This window comes from Vibrio harveyi, assembly GCF_030060435.1.
Taxonomy (GTDB): domain Bacteria; phylum Pseudomonadota; class Gammaproteobacteria; order Enterobacterales; family Vibrionaceae; genus Vibrio; species Vibrio harveyi.
The window spans coordinates 846,858-861,251 of sequence record NZ_CP125876.1; the positions used below are offsets into that span (position 1 = coordinate 846,858).

Genomic DNA, 14,394 nt, shown 5'->3' on the forward strand with positions numbered 1-14,394 from the left:
GAACGATTTCATACAACAAACCATCATTTCAATGATATTAGCGTTTTGCTAGCCCCTTACTGTTCAAGTACGGCAGAATATGAGGTCGCGACTCACCAGCAAGCTTCCCAGTGACTTCTTGCGACCATGTACTCAGTTTTTGATTGCTTGTACGGCTCGCATAATACGCTTGCATAGTTTGATCGTAGCTCTGAATATCATCTAAATTTAGCTCTTGGTATTGATTTTCATGAACAACCACATGTGCAGGTAGGCGTGGCTTTACTTCGGGATTTTGATCGGGATGCCCTAAGCACATACCAAACAACACCGCGCTATTTTCCGGTAAGCCCAATAGCTCATCAACTTGAGCTGCGCTATTCCTTAGTCCTCCAATATATACGCCACCTAATCCCATAGACTCGGCTGCAAGCAAGCAGTTTTGTGCCATGATTCCAGAATCTACTGCTCCAATCAGAGTTAGTTCTGTAAAGTCTGCCTGTACATCAGGATTGATGGTTGCATGGCGCTGATAATCAATACAAAACACTAAGAACTCAGCCGCACTTTCAACATAAGCTTGGTTACCAGCAAATTGAGCCAATTGCTTACGCTTTTCAGAGTCAGTCACTCGAACGATTGAGACGACTTGAAGCATACTAGAAGAAGACGCAGCTAAACCTGCTTGAATGATGGTTTGTCTTTGTTCATCAGTAATAGGAACTGCGGTGAATTTTCGGATAGAGCGATGAGCAAGAATGGTTTCAATCGTATTGTTCATGATGTTCTGGCTTCCTGAAGAGTGGTTCTATTTGGCTGAATCTTCACCATAACGGCATTTATTGGGAGCGTAAACAGAGATGCACTACAAAGTGTGCCACAGGACAAAACTTGACGAAGTGCAACCGAGCAAATTGAACATAAAGTGACGCTATTTATAAACTTGGGTATATACTGATTTTTAATAATCAATAGCTTACCAAATGTGGAGAACATGAAAGAGCTAATACTTCATACGGTCACAGTGTTTATGGGCTTTTTTGCCATCATGAATCCTATCGCGAACATTCCTATCTTTTTAAGCCTAACGGCGGATGATGATAAACAAACGGTCCGCTCAATTGCATTTCGTTCGGTCTTTATCGCTTTTGTTATTGTTGCTGTGTTTGCTGTTGCGGGTAAGGTGATTTTCGACTTGTTCGGCATTACGTTATACGCGTTGCGTATTACCGGCGGCATCTTAGTCTTTTTAATTGGCTTTCACATGCTGCAAGGTGAATCAACGCACAAGAAGACCAAAGAGAAAGCCTACTCACCAGAGCAAGAACAGGCGGCTTTAAGTATTGCAGTTTCCCCACTGGCAATGCCGATTTTAGCTGGTCCGGGCACTCTCGCGACAGCAATGAACTTTGCAACAGCGGGTGGAATAACGGAAACCATTATTACTATCGCATCCTTTGCTGTGCTCTGTGCTATTACTTACGTTTTGTTTCTCTTTGGCGACAAGTTAGTGAAAGCTGTTGGTCCAAGTGCGTTAAATGTGATCACCAAAATGATGGGGCTGATCCTCGCCGTGATTGGCACACAAATGTTCATTGATGGCGCTGCAGAGGCGTATAAAACCGTTTTTGCTTAATTTCTTTAGCATCTGAATACTTTACTTTGAATCCACATTGACTAGGCAGTTGATGTGGATTTTTTGATCCTAAGTTTCCACTTAAAAAGCCAAAAACACATAGACTTCGCCTATCTCAATAATAAGAATAACCAATTGTTGCTGTAGCACGAATTTCAGTAACCTTTTCAGAGCAATTATTGGGGGGAAACATGGCAACAAAAGCAATCGTAGTCGAAGGTGGTGCAATGCGTGGTGTCTTTGCTAGCGGCGTATTAGATGCATTCTTAGAACAAGACTACAAACCATTTGATTTTGCGATTGGCGTATCGGCAGGGGCTTCAAATTTGATCGGTTATTTGACCGATTACCCGCACCGTAGCATCAACGTCATTACTAAATTAGCAACCAGCAAACGCTTTTTCGATCCTACTCGTTTTTTAAAAGGCGGTGATTTGATCGATGTGAAATGGTTGTTTGAAGAATCAAATCGTTTGTACCCAGTCGATGAAGCGAAACTGTTTGAAGGCATTCCTTTCTTAGCGGCGACAACGAACGTAAATACGGGTAAAGCGGATTATTACCGTGTAAATCGTCATAACTTCCATAATGCGATGGAAGCGACGACGGCACTGCCTATTGCGTACAAGCATACTCCTTGCTTCTCTGGTGGTTGTTATACCGATGGTGGTGTGGCGGATTCCATTCCGGTTCGAGAAGCACATCGTCGCGGCGCTCGTGATATTACGGTTATCCTTTCTCATCCTTTGGCTTATGAGAAAAAGCCGGTAAAAACACCTTGGTTAATGAAGAAGTTGTTCGCTGAGCATCCACAGATGGCAGAGGCAATGTTGCGCCGTTCAGAGAACTACAACGAATCGTTAGATTTCATTCGTAATCCTCCAAAAGACACGCATATTCGCGTTATTGCGCCGCCGGATGAATTCAGTGTACAACGTCTATCAATGCGCCAGTCGGTATTGCTAGAAGGTTACGAAATGGGATTGGAAGCAGGGCGCGCCCACCTTACCAACCTGGCCGGTGAACACGGCTTAGACAGAGAAAACTGCCACTTCTGTATTTAGCTTTTGATGTCTAAAGCGGTTAGTCCATATCAACTTCAAGTGCTCCCCAAGATGAAGGTTCTCCCTCCCTCGTCAGAGGGAATAGGCGAGCGTCTGGTTTGGCATAACTTAACCTATGCAGACGTTGCGTGACGTGGTAGCTGTCGAGCCCGGAAATGGTCACTAAGTCGAGTAGCTCTAGATCTAGGTAGCCATCGGGCATGATGGCTCTTTCAGGTGCGTGTACCATCAACACTTCACCAATCAGCATCTCCGTCTGATTGCTTTCAATCTTGATGTGTTCTCTCAACACCAACCCCATTTTGAGATTGCTCTCTAGTACAAATGGCGCAGGAAACGCATCATCATAGTAAGGAGTAAGTCCTACCGCTTCAAACTCTGATATCTGTTTTGGATAGCGGGCGGAGGTTTGATGTGCTTTTTGGACGAAATCGACGCCGACGGCATTAATGGTGAAGTGCTTGGTATCGAGGATGTTTTCTAATGTATGACGACGGCTTTTGCGTGGACGAACAATAAAACCAAACAGTGGCGGATGTGAGCCTAAGTGGATCACAGAGCTTACGATAGCCAGGTTCTCTTGTCCTTGCCTGTCTCTTGTTCCGATGAGGTTCGCGCTTTTGTATCCCGCAAGGGAGTTGACCAATCGAGTTCTTTGGCGCTGCTCCATCGTTTGTATATCATGCTTTGAGAGTTTGATGTTTTCCATGTCCTAAAAAGGGGCGAGAAACCTCGCCCTTCCATGTTGTGTCACTATTTCGGCATGATGACGGTGTCGATCACGTGTATCACACCATTCTTAGCTTTGACGTCGGTGGCAATTACGGTAGCGTTATTGATCATCACTTTATCGCCCATGGTTTTGATCATCACGTCTTGCCCTTGGACTGTCGTCGCTTTACTCATTTTCACTACGTCTGCGGCCATCACTTTTCCCGGAACCACATGGTAAGTGAGAATCGCAACCAGCTTATCTTTGTTCTCGGGCATGAGTAGCATTTCGACTGTTCCATCTGGAAGCTTAGCAAAAGCTTCATCTGTGGGTGCAAATACAGTGAATGGTCCTTTACCTTTTAGCGTATCCACTAAGCCTGCGGCTTTGACTGCTGCGACCAACGTATTGAACGAGCCATTTGCTGCGGCCACATCAACGATGTCTTCTTTCATCATTCCATGTTCATGTGCTTTCGCTGGCAGTAAAAAAGTTAGGGTGGCGAACAAAACCGTGGTCGTAACCAAGATGCGTTTCAACATAATGCATTCCTTTTGTTGTTTGGGTACCGCTCTCTCCCTGATAAAGTCCCTGTTTGTACGCACGCCCTTTTCTTGGCGATCAACTGGCTTTCTTTTTATTAGAAGAACGGACGTGCTGAGCTAAAATGCGTGTACCTTCCATTTTTACGTCGGTACGTTTTCGCCAAGCCCACAATCGTTCTCTGGCTGCTTTCGCACTCGCTTCTACATCGACTATTGGGGCGAGGTATTTTGAGTCCGGTTCTAACTGGTACATCACGACTTCCATTGCGGTCATTTTCCAAGGCTCAAACAACAGTGGGGTGGGTACCTTAGCGAGCTCCGGAATCCATTTATGAATGAATTCACCATCGGCATCGTGTTCTTGTGCTTGTTTCGTCGGATTGTAGATACGAATGGTATTGGTGCCAGTCACTCCAGCCTGCATTTGAAATTGTGGATAATGGATACCCGGCTCAAAGTCGAGAAATAGCTGCGCTAGGTGAGTTACGCCATCGCGCCAATCCATGTTCATGTGATGCGTTAAAAAGCTTACTAGCATCGCGCGCATTCGAAAGTTGATGTATCCCGTGTGATGAAGGCAGCGCATACAGGCATCGACGAGAGGTATGCCAGTGGTTCCCTCCTTCCAAGCATCTAGTCGGATTGGGTCGATGTTGCTCGCTTGGCGAAGCAAAGGGTCATAGGCTTGGTTCACACAGCGAAATTCCATCTCACATTCAGATTCAAATTTCTGCATAAAATGGCAATGCCAATGAAGCCTTGAAGACAACGCAATTAGGCTGCGACGAAACCCCGTCACTTGCCAATGTTGCAAGAGGTATTGATACACTTCTCGAAGCGAAATATTACCCCATGCAAGATAAGGAGAGAGGCGAGTACAGGCTGTTCGAGATGCCGTCGGGTTGGAAATACTGCGGTAATAATCTCGTCCTCGGCGTTGAAAAAAGTCTTCCAATGTTTGCCAAGCGAGTGAGCTCCCGCCAGTTTGCATGCCTTTTACTTTTTCTAACCAAGAAGGGGGAGGAGTAAAGGTGAAACCTAGCGCGTCAATGTCGAGGGTAATAAGAGAAGTGCTTTCAAGTTCAATCTTTTCTATGGGAGCTCGCATAACGGTATCCCAGTGTTTGTCCCAGCCGAATCGGTCTTTTGCGCCTCGCACAACTGCGCCATGTTCAAACTCATGCCATGGAATGCCTTGTGCTTGAAGCCATGCTGATACTTGTTTATCTCGCTCAAACGTACAATTCAATCCAATTTCTTGATGAGAGAAAACGGCATTGATGCTGAATTGGTTTTGAATCGCACTCAAACAATCCCGAGCATTGCCAAACATTACTGAGACCTTTTGATCATGTTGAGCAAGCTGTACGTCCATGTCTTGGAGTGATTGCCAAACAAAGCGCCAATGACGTTCGGAGTAATGTGGCTCATCCAACAGCATGGGCTCAAAAATATAGAGCAGCACTGTTGGATTCTCACAAGATAGAGCATGCTGCAAAGGGAGGTGATCGGTTAGGCGTAAGTCGCGTTTTAGCCATACTAAGTTGATTGTTTGCATCGGAGCCCTCACTGGTTTTCCGACTTCTACGCATGAGAGAGGCAAATTTCTCACTCGGTGATCGATTTTATTACGGTTGACGTAGAGGCACGGAGCAAGGAGGTGCTTTATGTCTATGCCACTCAGTAAACTGGAAAAATTCTTCTATATCGACAAGCTTGTCATCCACTCTCTCGATCTCGCTTTGTATCAGGTTTCAGTATTTGTCGATGGAGAAGAGCACTTTGTCACAGATGACAAAGGGAAGTTTTTACGGGCGCATTCGATACTGGAGTTGCAAAAACAGTGTCGTAATTTAAAAGCGAACAAACAGGTGCTTCGCCAGCAAAGTGCCTATGATGAAATGGTTGGGCAGCCAAGCAGGAGTGGTACTAACGAGCTAGAAGTGTTGCTGAAAGACAACGACCTCTATTGAAATTAGATTGAAAGGGGAGAAAGTGCGAGCTAGGTTTGTTAGCTCGCACCTTACTAATTACGCTTGTTTACGTTGTGCGTCTTTCTTTGCCAGTTTTTCTGCACGTCGTTGCTGACGTTGTTTGGCACTCTCACCACCGACGTGCTGCTCGCCACGAACCGCAGCTAACGATACTTGCTTTTCACGCTCGCGGAAGCGCGCTACCTGTTCGTCACTGTGCTTACCAAAACATTTCGGGCAGCTTACGCCTTGCTCAAACTGATCTGATTGTTTGTCTTCTTCTGTGATAGGCAGTCGGCAAGCATTACACAAGTCGTAGTCAGCTTTTTCTAGCTGGTGGTTCACCGCAACGCGACCGTCGAATACGTAACAATCGCCTTCCCACAAGCTTTCTTCTTCTGGTACTTCTTCAAGGTATTTCAGAATACCGCCTTCTAGGTGGTACACCTCATCAAAGCCCTGTTCTTTCATGTAAGCGGTCGACTTCTCACAGCGAATACCACCCGTACAGAACATCGCGACTTTTTTGTGTTTCTCTGGGTCCATGTTTTGTTTTACATAGTCAGGAAATTCGCGGAACGTGTCAGTATTTGGGTTAACTGCACCTTTAAATGTTCCGATCTCGATTTCATAGTCATTACGAGTATCAACCACAAATACTTCTGGATCAGCAATCAGATCGTTCCAATCTTGCGGCTTTACGTAGGTGCCAACGACATGGCGAGGATCGATGCCTTCAACGCCCAATGTCACGATCTCTTTCTTTAGCTTTACTTTGGTGCGGTTAAACGGCTGAGTATCTGAGTACGACTCTTTGTAAACAATACCAGTAAGGCTCGGCTCGGCATTTAGCCATGCAAGCAGTGTATCAATACCTTCGCGTTTCGCTGCAATCGTACCGTTAATACCTTCACTCGCCAGTAGCAACGTTCCATGTACACCGTGGGCTTCCATTAGTGCAAGCAATGGCTCGCGTAACTCTTGGTAGTTTTCCAGTTCCACAAATTTATACAGGGCGCAGACAACATACTGACTCATGATTATTCCTTACTTTAAAAGGTTGATGGTTCGACGACTCGATACCTAACAATTTTAGCGGCTCGGAGTATACCTGAGTAATTTAGTCGGAAATACGGATAAACTATGCGGATATTTTTAGTCATGTTTCCCCGGCGTTTTTTTCAACAAATTTCAGCGCGTAGCATTGGAAGTTAAAGGGTGTGAAAGTTTGAACCAGATCACATTTATTATTCTTTTCTAGAAATGAACTAAGTTAATGAAAATTAAAGCTTTGTGGAAAACTTCATCACTTTATCACGTTTACGGTGCTTGCCTCTGATTGCTGTTCCTATCGAGCTTGGTGTCAGTGTCAATATGTTTCCTTACCCTCTCCATGGTCAGTTCTAACTTTTAAAAAACTTTCTTGTAATGATAACCATTATCATCTAGATCTATTGCGTACATATGGTGCTCAATATTTAAACTACACACAAGATATAGATTATGGACGTTATAAAACGAGATGGACGGAAAGAAAAAGCCAGTCTAGATAAGGTGACTCGAAGAGCCGAAGCGCTGGCTGATGGACTAAAAGTCGAACCTATTGCGGTTGCACAACGCGTGGTAAGCGGTTTGTACGACGGCATTAAGGTGACGGAAATCGATGTGTTCCTCGCTGAAACGGCAGCAAGCCTTGCGACGGAACACCCTGATTATGCCAAGCTTGCGGCTCGCGTGATGGTGAGTTCTCTGCAAAAAGAAACCAGCGGATACGCAACTGCAACACGTGAGCTCTCTGAAATCGGTATTCTTTCCGATACTTACGTCGACTTTGTTGCCAAGAATCAGTTTGCGCTCGAAGACATGATTGACTATAAACGCGACTATCAGTTTGATTATTTCGGCTACAAAACTCTCGAGCGTTCCTACTTATTGAAAGTAAAAGGTGTGGTCGTTGAACGACCGCAAGATATGTTCATGCGTGTAGCGGTCGCTGTCGCGGGTGACGATCTTGAAGAAATTAGAGAGCTATACGATTTGCTCAGTCTTGGCTACTACACCCACGCTACGCCAACGCTGTTTAATGCTGGCTGTAAGATGCAGCAACTGTCTTCGTGTTTCCTATTAGCGATGCAAGAAGATTCCATCAACGGCATTTACGACACCCTCAAAGATTGTGCGCTGATTTCTAAATCGGCGGGTGGCATTGGGCTACACATCCACAATATTCGAGCGACTGGGGCGCCAATTATTGGTACTAACGGTGTGTCGAATGGCATCGTGCCAATGCTGAAAGTCTTCAATGAAACCGCTCGCTATGTCGACCAAGGTGGCGGTAAGCGCAAGGGTTCGTTTGCGGTTTATCTGGAACCTTGGCATGCGGATATCGAATCCTTCCTCGATTTACGTAAGAACCACGGTAAAGAAGAGTTCCGCGCTCGTGATTTGTTCCTCGCTCTATGGGTGCCAGACTTGTTCATGGAACGTGTCGAAAACGACGCGGAATGGACTCTGTTTAGCCCACACAATACCAAAGGTTTGTCTGATTTATACGGCGCTGAATTTACTCAGAAGTACCAAGAATACGAGCGTATGGGCTTGGGCGTGAAGACCATCAAAGCCCGCCAATTGATGACACAAATCATTGAGTCGCAAGCCGAGACGGGTACGCCGTACATGCTCTACAAAGATGCGTGTAATGAAAAGTCGAATCAGAAAAACCTCGGCACCATCAAATCTAGTAACTTGTGCGCAGAGATCATGGAAGTCTCAACACCAGATGAAACGGCGGCTTGTAATTTGGCGTCTATGGCACTGCCTAAGTTCGTTACAGACACGGGGTTTGATTTCGACAAACTTCACCAAGTTACCAAAGTCGCGATTAAGAACCTCGACCGCGTTATCGATGTGAACTATCACCCAACCGATAAGATTGAAAAATCGAACCACGCGCATCGTCCTGTTGGTTTGGGTATCCAAGGTTTGGCGGATGTGTTCTTCAAAATGCACCTTCCATTCGATAGCGAAGAAGCATTGCAGCTTAACCGTGACATCGCGGAAACCATGTATCACGCCTCCCTTGAAGCGTCTTGTGAAATCGCGGCGCAAAAAGGTGCGTACTCCAGTTATGACGGCTCACCAATCAGTCATGGTCAGTTCCAATTTGATCTGTGGGATGAACAACCAAGCAGCCGCTGGGATTGGTCACAGCTCAAGCGCCAAATCGTAGAGCATGGTGTGCGCAACTCGTTACTGATTGCTCAAATGCCAACGGCGTCGACAGCGCAAATTTTAGGTAACAATGAAGCGTTTGAAGCGCAAACCAGCAATATCTATAAACGCCAAACCTTGTCGGGTGAGTTCATCATCATCAACAAACATTTGGTAAGCGATCTGGAACAGCGTGGTCTTTGGACGAGCAAAATCCGTGACGCCATTATTCTTAATAACGGTTCAGTACAAGGCATTGATGCGATTCCAGACGATCTTCAATCCGTGTATCGCACCGTGTGGGAAATCTCTCAGAAAGTGATCATTGATATGTCTGCGGCTCGTGCCCCGTTTGTTTGCCAATCGCAGAGCCTCAACTTATGGCTCGCATCACCAACGTTCGCCCAAATCAATGCGATGCACTTCTACGCGTGGAAACGTGGTCTGAAAACCGGCATGTACTACCTGCGATCTAAGCCATCGACGAATGCGGTGAAAGTCACCGTTGGTCAGCAAAGCGAAGATGAAGATTGCCTAAATTGCGGCGCATAACCTATCTCGCCAATTAAAAAGATTCACATCAACCGAAAGTAAGGAAACGGTATGATTGTTAAAAATAAATTTAGCTTGTTCCCCATTCAATACGAAGAGATTTGGCAAGCGTACAAAACTCACGAAGCGGCTTTCTGGACTACAGAAGAACTCGATTTTGCTCAAGATCTTGCTGATCTTGCCAAGCTGACCGAAGGCGAAAAGCACTTCATTCGACATGTGTTGGCGTTCTTTGCTCAGAGCGAGGGGATGATCAACGAGAACTTATTGACTCGATTTTATGGCGAAATTGAAATCGCAGAAGCGCGCTGCTTCCTTGCTTTGCAGGCATTTAATGAGGTCATTCACGCAGAGACTTACGCACTGCAACTCGAAACTTACATTCCTGATGTTGAAGAGCGTGAGCGTTTGTTCAATGCGATTGAAAACGTCCCTACTGTGAAGCGTAAGGCGGAGTGGGTAATGAAGTGGATCTCTTCCGATAAACCTTTGGCAATGCGTTTGATCGCCTTTGGCTTGGTGGAAGGCTTGTTCTTCGCTGGCAGCTTCTGTGCCATTTACTACTTCCGTAAACGTGGTTTGCTGGCTGGTTTGGCAGCAAGCAATGACTTGATTGCTCGTGATGAAGGGCTGCACTTTAGTTTCTCTGCGCTGCTATTCAAAACCTTGGGGCAGGGTAAAGTGACACAACAAGAGTTTGAAGAGATTTGCCGTGAAGCGGTTTCAATTGAGAAAGAGTTTGTAACGGAAGCCTTACCAGTGGACTTGATTGGTATGAATGCTGATCTGATGTGCCAATACATTGAGCACACTGCTGATGTTATCGCTGGTTTGTTTGGTTTCACCCCGATCTTTGGTGCTGAAAACCCATTTGATTACATGCGCTTATTGGATATGGAAGGAAAGACCAACTTCTTCGAAAAACGCGTTACTGAGTACAAACGACCTCAAGATCGCCAATTGAGTTTTGATGCAGATTTCTAACGGCAAGGAATAGCAGAGAAGAGTGATGAAAATAGAAATGTACAGCAAGGAGCAGTGCTCCCAATGTGAAACCGCGGCAATGTGGTTGCAAAATCAGGGCTTTAACGTGGCAACGCTCAAGTTAGGTGTGGAGTTTGAGCGGGAAACTTTGTTCGAGTTATTCCCAACCGCAAGAAGCTACCCGCAGTTTATGCTTGATGGCGAACCCATTGGTGATTTCAGTCGCTTAAAATCGGCACTCGCTTTTGAGCAAAGCGCTGCTTTCTAAGTTATGTATGCCCAAGTAACCTCGAGATGCTAGGTTCAGCGAGACTGACTTGGTTTGTAGACGCGGCGGCGATTTAAAGGTTTAGTGGTTCTAAATCAAGAATCGGCAACAAAGTATACAAGCCAAGACCCTTACTATTTGTAAAGAATGCCCTTTGGGAGCGTGTCATTGACCCGCTTTTTTAATTAAACCAATGGCTGCGTCAAACAACTTGGAAAGAGCTGGCTATTACACTGCGTTGTTTTCCTTGCTCTCGAATCAATGACAATGCTCTGAATCCTGCATCTTGAAGTCACTTGGGTATAACCCCTTTTATTGAGAAAAGGGGATTTTTATTTCCACTTAAATTTTGTGGATGTTCAAATTATCAGTAAAAACTCATAAAACTGTTGAAAACGCACTCGACATAAATGGTCGAAATTTGTACTGTTGATTCGCTTCACATTCCTAAAACTTCTTATCCGATAATCAGTTGAAGCAAAGATCTGTGCTTGATACAGGTCGGTTGGCAAAGGAATTCAACATGCAACAGTTTCATATCAGAAGACTAAGAGAAGAAGACGTCCCTCTGTTGAAAACGCTCTTGGTCGAACTCGACACTTCTCACCATGATGCTGAGCCAGATTTCTACCGTTCTCCGGAAGAAATGGCGCAGTTAAGGGAAGATCGCAACATCTTCGATAAATATTTTGATGGCAGCATCACGGCTTTTATAGCTTGTTCGAACCGACAGGTGGTTGGTTTTATCTCTGGTACCGTGCGAGAGGTAAACTCGATTCTCTCTCCGGAAAGACGCGTTGGATATATCAATGAGTTGGTGGTGTCTGAAAGCCACCGTAACTTAGGTATTGGCTTGTCTTTGATGGATAAAATCGAGAGTGATTTGTGCAGCCAAGATATTGAAGAGCTCGGTTTAACCGTGGCGTCATTTAATCACGAAGGTGAAGATTTCTACCATAAGATGGGCTACCGAGTGATCACCAAAATGATGACCAAGCGAGTCAAAGACTAACGCCACATTATGTTGTGAGACACGCTCCCCAACCTTAAACTGAAAATGCCAAACGTTGGGGAGTGCTATATCGTTTAACCATCTAGTTTCTTCGCACTTCATTGAAGATTTCACAAGATAACTGATAATTGTGCTGTCTTGCTATTTTCTGTGAAAAAAACAATTGTGGTAGTTCATATATAATGAGTAACGCGAGGATAAGGAACGCACTAGGATGTCCAAGAACAAAGCCAACGATACTTACGATTAACAATATTAGCTCTAAAGCAAACAAAGCATATTTACCTAGGTAGCAATGGTGAAAACCGCCAAGAAAGAACCAGTTTAACGTTGCGTAGGTATCGGGGTCCTTGAGACTTTTAGACTGGCGTTCATAGAATTCTTTCTTTTGATGTTCAGGTAATGAGTTTACCTGACTTCTCAGTAATTCTTCCTGTTTCTCTAGCTGTTCAATTGGCTCAAATAAGCGCATTACGGTACCTCGTCATATATTTTTTCAATGAGGTCGGGTTGGTTACACCGCTTAATTCTTGCCAAACCAAGTTTCCAACCTTTTATTGCCCCATACTTAGCAATACATTGTTTGGTGTACTCTGAGCAAGTGGGCTCAAAATTACATTCAATATTCAATAACTGCTTTGAACCACCGCTAGCCTGGTAGCGATGGATCAATTTCAAAGAGATATATTTAAGCAAACTTATCGGCCGAGAGTGATAATTACAGCCTCACGCTTCCAAAATAGCATAAAGCGTTTTTGTTCCACTACTTGGAATACAACTTGCCAACCATCTTGTGCGTACTTGTTCAGCTCTGCTTCCATCTTTTGCACAGGCAAGCCACTTGCACCTAGTAGAATTGTGCCGCAACCACCTTCAACAATGTGAACCACTTTATATTCTGTAAACTTTGTCATTTTTATAACCAACTAATTTAATAAAAACAGGATGTTACAATAAGAAATAAAATGCATCAAGATGCATTTGTCGGGTTTGCCTAATGGTATTTATTAATATTTGATGCTGAACCAAAAAACGCCTCTCTATCTTGTGACAAAGAGGCGTTTTTCTATCTAGGTTTTTAGCAAATTCTGAGCGTTAGCCGCTTATTTCAACGTTGCTACGGTTTGTTTACCCATCGCAATTAACTTGTCGAGAATACGCTCACCATCTGCACGAAGACCGTTGTGCTCATATTCGTTGGTGATCCACGCTTTTGAGTTTGGTATTGCAGCTAGTGTTTCGCGGCTGATGTCCATTTCTACAAACATATCGTCGGCATAGACAGTGCAGCTTACAGGCACCTTATTGTTTGCCAGTTGCTGCGCATCGTATAACGGCGTCCAATCGGCTTTCTCTGCCAGTAATTCCGCCGCTTCTTTCAGTGGCTTTAAGTTCACGTATTGATCGAACATCCAAGGGAAGACCATTTCTCCAGTAAAGAAGAACGGCTTACCTTGTTCGTAATTGAATGCATCATGCTCTTGGCGTACTCGGTGTGCGCTCCATTGAGAAGCAAACCCTTGGCAGTAAATTGATTCGTGCAAAATCGCGTAAATTGGATTGGTCTGGAAGTTTTGCTGCGCCAGCATGTCGTTGAGGAATTCATAACGAAGCTGAGGTTTACCGTTCACTTCAATCAAGGCACTTTCTAGCCAGTAATAAGTTGGCAAGAAGGTATCACTGACACCAAAGTTAATCCCAATTTGTTGGAACTGTTCGACAGTAAAACGCTGACCATTTGGCAGAAACTCTTCGTGCTCCAATAAGTGATTGGCAATGTTTTGGCACAGTTGCTGCGCTTGTGGGAATTGCTGGAAGAAGGCTTGGTTCTTCTCCATGGTGCGCTTAAAGGTTGCTTGATACACATCATCGGCATGACGAGAAACCGAAGGCACACCACCCGTGATGTAGCTTTGCAGCAGGCTGTTCGGGAACAGCGATAGGTAGGTTAGAGAGCAGAAGCCGCCAAAGCTCTGACCCAAAATCGCCCACTGCTCAACACCAAATTGTTCACGGATAAATTCCGCATCGCGAACAATGTTGTCTGCGCGGAAGTGGCTTAAGTAGTCTGCTTGTTGCTCCGGTGAGAGGTGAGCAAGCGTCTGGTGATTAATCACGCTGCTGTTGCCAGTGCCGCGTTGGTCGAGCAGCAATACACGATACTCACTCAGTGCGCGTTTGATCCAGCCGTTGTTTCCGTTTGGACGAGGAGAAGGGAAGCCCGGACCGCCCTGAAAATACACTAACCACGGTTTGTCGGAGTCTTCATCGCCGACTAAACAAACGGAGCGAGCGAAGACGTTGATCGTGCCTTTGCTAAGATCTTGGTAGTCCAGCGGCACGGTAAACGAGTGGGGCGTGTAATGCAGTCCTGCGTCGATAAATGATTGAGCGTTCATTGTTATGGTCTGTCCTTGTTTATAGTTGCTTTACGATATCGAATTCCTTATTAGAAACAA

Annotated in this window: 16 protein-coding genes; 7 read left to right on the plus strand and 9 right to left on the minus strand. The window is 45.0% G+C overall.

Going from position 1 to position 14,394, the window contains the following annotated elements:
- Positions 1-37 precede the first annotated feature (37 nt).
- Positions 38-760: an oxygen-insensitive NADPH nitroreductase gene (gene nfsA, locus QMY49_RS20375; protein WP_047514303.1), complete on the minus strand. Its 723-nt coding sequence runs from the start codon at positions 758-760 to the stop codon at positions 38-40.
- Between the two features lie 213 nt (positions 761-973).
- On the opposite strand from nfsA, the gene QMY49_RS20380 reads away from it, so the two are divergent.
- Both QMY49_RS20380 and QMY49_RS20385 read left to right on the plus strand, forming a co-directional pair.
- A complete protein-coding gene (locus tag QMY49_RS20380; protein ID WP_005447464.1) occupies positions 974-1,615 on the plus strand; it encodes a MarC family protein in 642 nt (213 codons plus the stop codon).
- A gap of 191 nt (positions 1,616-1,806) precedes the next feature.
- Positions 1,807-2,679 carry a patatin-like phospholipase family protein gene (locus tag QMY49_RS20385; protein ID WP_029788335.1) on the plus strand — a complete coding sequence of 291 codons (873 nt, stop codon included), beginning with the start codon at positions 1,807-1,809 and terminating at the stop codon, positions 2,677-2,679.
- A 19-nt stretch (positions 2,680-2,698) separates the two neighbouring features.
- On the opposite strand, the gene QMY49_RS20390 is transcribed toward QMY49_RS20385, so the two are convergent.
- The 3 genes from QMY49_RS20390 to QMY49_RS20400 all read right to left on the minus strand — a co-directional run bounded on the left by QMY49_RS20390 (position 2,699) and on the right by QMY49_RS20400 (position 5,494).
- Positions 2,699-3,388, minus strand: coding sequence for a flavin reductase family protein (locus QMY49_RS20390; RefSeq protein WP_005447467.1), 690 nt, complete (start codon positions 3,386-3,388; stop codon positions 2,699-2,701).
- A gap of 44 nt (positions 3,389-3,432) precedes the next feature.
- Positions 3,433-3,933 (minus strand): fasciclin domain-containing protein, encoded by a 501-nt coding sequence (locus QMY49_RS20395; RefSeq protein ID WP_283316451.1) that lies wholly within the window; start codon positions 3,931-3,933, stop codon positions 3,433-3,435.
- 79 nt (positions 3,934-4,012) lie between these two features.
- Positions 4,013-5,494, minus strand: coding sequence for a cryptochrome/deoxyribodipyrimidine photo-lyase family protein (locus QMY49_RS20400; RefSeq protein WP_283316453.1), 1,482 nt, complete (start codon positions 5,492-5,494; stop codon positions 4,013-4,015).
- A 109-nt stretch (positions 5,495-5,603) separates the two neighbouring features.
- Here QMY49_RS20400 and QMY49_RS20405 point away from each other — a divergent pair, with 109 nt between their 5' ends.
- Entirely contained in the window at positions 5,604-5,909 is a 306-nt protein-coding gene (locus tag QMY49_RS20405) for a DUF6482 family protein (RefSeq protein WP_069217738.1), read from the plus strand.
- A 57-nt stretch (positions 5,910-5,966) separates the two neighbouring features.
- Here the strand turns inward: QMY49_RS20405 and trhO are convergent, their stop codons facing one another.
- The gene (gene trhO / locus QMY49_RS20410; protein WP_283316455.1) at positions 5,967-6,947 is read right to left on the minus strand and encodes an oxygen-dependent tRNA uridine(34) hydroxylase TrhO; all 981 of its coding nucleotides are present in this window, start codon (positions 6,945-6,947) and stop codon (positions 5,967-5,969) included.
- A gap of 465 nt (positions 6,948-7,412) precedes the next feature.
- On the opposite strand from trhO, the gene QMY49_RS20415 reads away from it, so the two are divergent.
- From QMY49_RS20415 to QMY49_RS20430, 4 genes are all read left to right on the plus strand, one after another.
- Positions 7,413-9,671 carry a ribonucleoside-diphosphate reductase subunit alpha gene (locus tag QMY49_RS20415; RefSeq protein ID WP_283316457.1) on the plus strand — a complete coding sequence of 753 codons (2,259 nt, stop codon included), beginning with the start codon at positions 7,413-7,415 and terminating at the stop codon, positions 9,669-9,671.
- 51 nt (positions 9,672-9,722) lie between these two features.
- Positions 9,723-10,655: a ribonucleotide-diphosphate reductase subunit beta gene (locus QMY49_RS20420; protein ID WP_252045427.1), complete on the plus strand. Its 933-nt coding sequence runs from the start codon at positions 9,723-9,725 to the stop codon at positions 10,653-10,655.
- Between the two features lie 25 nt (positions 10,656-10,680).
- Positions 10,681-10,923, plus strand: coding sequence for a glutaredoxin family protein (locus QMY49_RS20425; RefSeq protein ID WP_026000276.1), 243 nt, complete (start codon positions 10,681-10,683; stop codon positions 10,921-10,923).
- Positions 10,924-11,446: 523 nt separating this feature from the next.
- Entirely contained in the window at positions 11,447-11,935 is a 489-nt protein-coding gene (locus QMY49_RS20430) for a GNAT family N-acetyltransferase (protein WP_009697997.1), read from the plus strand.
- Between the two features lie 82 nt (positions 11,936-12,017).
- Here QMY49_RS20430 and QMY49_RS20435 read toward each other — a convergent pair whose 3' ends face one another.
- From QMY49_RS20435 to QMY49_RS20450, 4 genes are all read right to left on the minus strand, one after another.
- Positions 12,018-12,407 carry a hypothetical protein gene (locus QMY49_RS20435; RefSeq protein WP_005447482.1) on the minus strand — a complete coding sequence of 130 codons (390 nt, stop codon included), beginning with the start codon at positions 12,405-12,407 and terminating at the stop codon, positions 12,018-12,020.
- Positions 12,407-12,631, minus strand: a complete 225-nt coding sequence (yidD, locus tag QMY49_RS20440) for a membrane protein insertion efficiency factor YidD (protein ID WP_005447483.1) — start codon at positions 12,629-12,631, stop codon at positions 12,407-12,409. Before yidD ends, QMY49_RS20435 begins: the two co-directional genes overlap by 1 nt.
- 2 nt (positions 12,632-12,633) lie before the next feature.
- The gene (locus tag QMY49_RS20445) at positions 12,634-12,849 is read right to left on the minus strand and encodes a DUF4177 domain-containing protein (protein WP_005447484.1); all 216 of its coding nucleotides are present in this window, start codon (positions 12,847-12,849) and stop codon (positions 12,634-12,636) included.
- A gap of 189 nt (positions 12,850-13,038) precedes the next feature.
- Positions 13,039-14,334, minus strand: a complete 1,296-nt coding sequence (locus QMY49_RS20450; protein ID WP_283316463.1) for an alpha/beta fold hydrolase — start codon at positions 14,332-14,334, stop codon at positions 13,039-13,041.
- Positions 14,335-14,394: the final 60 nt, after the last annotated feature.